This window comes from Priestia flexa NBRC 15715, assembly GCF_001591565.1.
GTDB classification, from domain to species: Bacteria; Bacillota; Bacilli; order Bacillales; family Bacillaceae_H; genus Priestia; species Priestia flexa.
Window position 1 is genome coordinate 1 of record NZ_BCVD01000185.1, and the last position, 4,957, is coordinate 4,957.

Genomic DNA, 4,957 nt, shown 5'->3' on the forward strand with positions numbered 1-4,957 from the left:
TTTTGTTAGTTAGACGTTAACAGATGTAAAAACAGTTCTACGATTTTATTTTGTCCATTCGTGGTCGGATAAATATACGAAAATTTCCGTTTAAATGGTTCAGTGTCAAGGTTTAAGATAGCTAAATTCCCTTGTGCCACATCTTGTTTTATAGCGGATTTTGAAAGGACCGATAATCCTAAGTTCTGCATAACTGCTTCCTTAACTCCTTGATTGCTGCTGATGGTTAACATGCTCTTCATTTTTAGTCCATTTGAACTCATCATCAGATCAAGATAGGCTCTTGTACCAGACCCTGTTTCGCGCGCAACCCAACCTTCGTTTTGAAGCTCGCTTATTGCAACGTGCTGCTGTGCTGCTAATGGATGAGCCGTACCCGCTACAACCACGAGCTCATCTTCCATAAACGGTTCAATATGGAGCTCATGGTCATCGGTTTGTCCTTCAATTAATCCTACATCTAACTTAAAGTGTCGAACCAGCTGCGCAATTTCCTTTGTGTTGCCAATCGTTACGTTTACGTTGATATCGGGATACTGTGCTTGAAGCTTAGCAAGAAACGAAGGAAGAACGTATTCACCAATTGTGAAGCTAGCTCCAATTGTTAAAGTGCCTTTAACTAAGTGGTGATGTTCATAAATATCTCGCTTCGTGTGCTCGTATATTTGAATCATTTGCTTCGCACGAGTATAAAGGATCTCGCCGCTTGGCGTAATTTTTAATAATTTAGGCGAACGTAAAAACAATGAGGTTTGAAACTCTTTTTCTAAATTTTTTATATGTACGCTTACGCTTGGTTGCGAAATTAACAATTTTTCAGCAGCTTTTGTAAAGCTTTTTTCTTCTACAACCGTCACAAAGGTTCGCAATGCGTCGTAATACATGGTAAATCGCTCCTTACATAAAACATCTTATGAGTTCATTATATAGTAAGTTTTTGTTAATAGATAGCTTAATACCTATTTTCCTTATCAGATTTATAAGTTATCGAATTGAATTACGTTAGATAATCTGTTTGTTACCTTTTTGTAATAAAAGTCACAAAAGTACTTGTTTTTTCCAGATAACGTTGTATAATACTAACTGTAGTAACACATATAGTACAGTTAGTACATTTGAACATACGATCATGATGAATGATAAATGATAAATGTGATGGAGAGGAGGGAAAGTATGTTTGATTTAGATATTCGTAGTCGTAAGCCTATTTATGAACAATTAGTTGATAAGTTAAAAGAGCTAATTATCCATGAAGTTTTTAAAGCAGACGAGAAACTGCCGTCTGTACGCTTGCTAGCGAAAGAACTAACAATTAACCCTAATACAATTCAAAAAGCATATCGAGAGCTAGAACACCAAAATTATATTTATTCAATTCCTGGAAAAGGAAGTTTTGTGACGGCGCAATCGGAACTATTAAACAATGAAAAGGTGAAAAAAATGAAAGAGGATTTAGTAAAGCTTATTGCTGAAGCGATGTATTTAGGAATGGGAAAAGAAGAAATCTTATCACTTATTTCACAAGCTGAACAAACCGTCAAAGGGGGAGAAAGTGATGATTGAATTAACCGAAGTAAAAAAATCCTTTGAAGATATAAAAGTATTAAACAATGTTTCTCTAACTGTTAAAAAAGGATCTATTTATGGTTTGCTTGGGTCCAACGGTGCAGGTAAAACAACATTATTAAAAACAATTGCGGGCATTTATCGTCAAAATTCAGGGAGCATACATATTGACAATGAAGAAGTATTTGAAAATGTGGCTCTTAAGCAAAGCATCATTTTTCTTCCAGACATTCCGTACTTTTTTGCACAATCCACGATTAAGCAGCTTGCGCAATTTTACAAGAATATGTACCCAACGTGGAACGAAGAACGTTTTCAGCAGTTAAAGCAGGCATTTCCAATTGACTTGAAGAAAAAGGTACACCGTATGTCGAAAGGGATGCAGCGACAAGTAGCATTTTGGCTCGCTTTATCCACGATGCCGGATATTTTAATATTAGATGAGCCTCTAGATGGGCTGGATGCTGTTATGCGTCAAAAAATCAAGAATTTACTAGTGCAAGACGTAGCGGAACGCGAGATGACCATTTTAATTTCCTCTCATAACCTTCGTGAAGTGGAGGATTTATGTGATCATGTGGGCATTTTGCATCAAGGACAGCTGTTAATTGAAAAAGACCTTGACGATTTGAAATCAGATATTCACAAGATTCAAGTAGCTTTTAAAGGCGACGTACCGCTTGCGTTTCATGAAGACTTGGAAATCTTATACGAAGAGAAGCGAGGAAGCGTACTTCTTTGTATTGTACGTGGTAAAGAAAATAAGCTAGCGTCTCGCATTCAATCATACAAGCCGCTTGTATTTGATATTTTACCGCTTACGCTCGAAGAAATCTTTATTTACGAAATGGGGGATGTTGGTTATGCCATCGAAAATATCATCGTTTAATCGAGGGCTGTTCACACAGTCATTTAGAAGCGTAGGGTGGATCGGATTAGTTTACTCATTCCTTCTTTTGTTTGCTCTTCCTCTCCAGCTTCTAATGAAGTATACGGGCAATCCAGAATTTAAGCCAGAAAAGATTAAGACATTATTTGAGCTATTCGATGGCTTACAGCTTGTCTTTATGTTTACAGTACCGGTGTTACTCGCGGTTTTTTTATTCCGTTATATTCAAACCAAAGCAGCAGCAGACTATTTTCATAGTTTGCCAGTTCGAAGAGAAGCTTTATATCACCAAAACATCATTGTGGGTATCGCAATTCTTGTCGTGCCGGTGGTAATTACAGCAGGTATAATCGGCCTTGTAAAAGGGATGTTAAACGTTACAGATCTCTATACAGCAAAAGACATTATGGTATGGGCAGGTTACACAATTATTTTTAACCTTGTTGTGTTCTTTGGAACAGTAGCATTTGGAATGTTCACAGGTATCTCAATCTTACAAGCTATTTTCCTATACGTTCTGTTTCTTTTACCTGGTGGCTTCGTTATGCTTCTTTTATCAAATTTAAAATTCTATTGGTATGGATTCCCAATTGATTATTATTTAAATAAAAGTGCTGAAAAATTAATACCGTTTTTACATGCGACGGAGTTAATGACGAAAAAGAATTTAACAATTAGTCCATGGATTTACGTCATACTTATCATTATCTTTTATGCGATTGGATACATCGCGTATAAAAAGCGTCATATCGAAGCGGCCACTCAGTCCATTTCATTTAAATGGGTGAAACCAATTTTTGTTTACGGTGTGACTACATGTGCGCTACTTGTTGGCGGTGTTTATTTTGGGTCCATGCAAGGAACATTTGGATGGATGGTCTTTGGCTATGTGTTAGGTGCTCTTATTGGGTATATTGTTGCTCAGGTCATTTTACACAAAACGTGGCGAATCGCTAAGTATTGGAAAGGATATGTGATTTCATTAGCTATTTTCTTTGCTATTGGTGCATTTGTTCATATTGATGCGTTTGGCTATGAATCAAAGGTTCCTGCACTAAATGAAGTAGAAAGTGTTTATTTCGAAGAAGGAACCTATTTAATTACTGAAGATCCAACCAGTGAACAGTACACAGAATATGGAAACGAGTATGTTCCTCCCTATTACTATACGAGTCAAGAAGCAGTTGAAGCAATTCATCGGCTACATGAACAATTAGCAAAGAATCCAGTCTCAATGACAAGTAAGGATATTCAAGGAGATGAAGGGCGCACAGTAGCAATTGCCTATAAGCTTAAAAACGGCAAGACGCTTGTGCGTGAGTATGAGTTGAACTTTAAAGCGTATCATCCACTGTATAAGAAAATCGCTGAAACAAAAGAGTTTAAAGAAAACTTTAATCCATTTTTACGAAGTGGAGATATGAGTGATGTTACAAATGTACAAATTACCTCGGATGGACAAATTAGTAAGCAAGCTAGCATTCGCAACCCAGAAGATATTAAAGCGCTTGCTGAAATACTAAAAACGTCGATGAAAAACGAAACATTTGAAGAAATGTACAGCGAGCGCGGACCATGGGCTTATATTGATTTCAATACGGGCCAAGGCAAAAATAAGCAACACGTAACCTGGGAAAAATCGTATGATGAAGTGAGCGATTGGCTAAAGAAAAAAGGCCTATATAACAAAGTGCGTGTATTACCAGAAGATATTGAAAAAATAGTTGTGCTAAAAAATCCACATCAGCATGAAATAGACTTTTATGCAGACGAAGAATTTCCTTCATTAGTAGAATCTGAGAAAACGATTGAAGTGAAGAATAACGATCAAAAAGAAGAAATTTTAGAAACCGTATCTTGGGCAAGCAACGGAGCTTATTTAGTCGGTATCTATTATAAAGAAGATCCTAGTACTCCTGAAATCCAGGAATTTACTGAGGAGACAGTTCCAGACTTTATTAAAGAAAAATTACTAAAATAAAGGGAGAAGAAATATGAGTGCTAGCAATATTGAACCATATTTGCGACAGGTGCTAGCTTATTTGCAAAAGCGAGGTGTCAGCAAGCAAGATGCTGAAGATATCACGCAAGATGTAGCGATGAAATACTTAGAAAATCAACATAAAGTTGAACAGGGGAAAGAAAGAGCTTGGTTGTTTCGAGTTGCTTTAAATAAGCGCTGTGATTTAATCAGAAAAAATTCCGTTCATACTCGCTATGTGCTAACACAGGGACCAACAGAGCTAAAAAATGCACCGATGGATTTTGTATTATCCAAAGAGCAATTTGAGCAATATGTAAAAGCTTTAAATAAATTAAAGCCTCAATATAAAAACCTATTGATCTTAAAATATGAGTATGGTTTAAAATATGAAGAGCTTTCTGAACAATTTAACATGAAAGTCACGACTATTAAGTCTGCACTTTATCGAGCACGAAAGCTATTCATGAAGCATTATGCATATCAGCTTATGTGAAAGAAGCCAATCTTCTACTTAGAGT

Annotated in this window: 5 protein-coding genes; 4 read left to right on the top strand and 1 reads right to left on the bottom strand. The window is 36.5% G+C overall.

What is annotated here, in order from left to right:
• Positions 1-5 precede the first annotated feature (5 nt).
• Positions 6-884 (bottom strand): LysR family transcriptional regulator, encoded by an 879-nt coding sequence (locus tag BFL01S_RS18905; protein WP_025910220.1) that lies wholly within the window; start codon positions 882-884, stop codon positions 6-8.
• A 289-nt stretch (positions 885-1,173) separates the two neighbouring features.
• Between BFL01S_RS18905 and BFL01S_RS18910 the strand changes: the two genes are divergently transcribed.
• From BFL01S_RS18910 to BFL01S_RS18925, 4 genes are read left to right on the top strand one after another with little or no spacing between them, the layout of a single operon-like run.
• On the top strand, positions 1,174-1,563 hold the full coding sequence (locus BFL01S_RS18910; protein WP_025910218.1) for a GntR family transcriptional regulator: 390 nt from the start codon (positions 1,174-1,176) through the stop codon (positions 1,561-1,563).
• Entirely contained in the window at positions 1,556-2,455 is a 900-nt protein-coding gene (locus BFL01S_RS18915; RefSeq protein ID WP_025910217.1) for an ABC transporter ATP-binding protein, read from the top strand. Before BFL01S_RS18910 ends, BFL01S_RS18915 begins: the two co-directional genes overlap by 8 nt.
• Positions 2,430-4,436 (top strand): DUF6449 domain-containing protein, encoded by a 2,007-nt coding sequence (locus BFL01S_RS18920; protein WP_025910216.1) that lies wholly within the window; start codon positions 2,430-2,432, stop codon positions 4,434-4,436. Before BFL01S_RS18915 ends, BFL01S_RS18920 begins: the two co-directional genes overlap by 26 nt.
• Positions 4,437-4,449: 13 nt before the next feature.
• Positions 4,450-4,932: an RNA polymerase sigma factor gene (locus tag BFL01S_RS18925; RefSeq protein ID WP_061786639.1), complete on the top strand. Its 483-nt coding sequence runs from the start codon at positions 4,450-4,452 to the stop codon at positions 4,930-4,932.
• Positions 4,933-4,957: the final 25 nt, after the last annotated feature.

Excerpts from the sequence above, each read along its gene's own strand:
- BFL01S_RS18905 (WP_025910220.1), bottom strand. The coding sequence starts at position 884 with ATGTATTACGACGCATTGCGAACCTTTGTGACGGTTGTAGAAGAAAAA.
- BFL01S_RS18910 (WP_025910218.1), top strand. The coding sequence starts at position 1,174 with ATGTTTGATTTAGATATTCGTAGTCGTAAGCCTATTTATGAACAATTA.
- BFL01S_RS18915 (WP_025910217.1), top strand. The coding sequence starts at position 1,556 with ATGATTGAATTAACCGAAGTAAAAAAATCCTTTGAAGATATAAAAGTA.
- BFL01S_RS18920 (WP_025910216.1), top strand. The coding sequence starts at position 2,430 with ATGCCATCGAAAATATCATCGTTTAATCGAGGGCTGTTCACACAGTCA.
- BFL01S_RS18925 (WP_061786639.1), top strand. The coding sequence starts at position 4,450 with ATGAGTGCTAGCAATATTGAACCATATTTGCGACAGGTGCTAGCTTAT.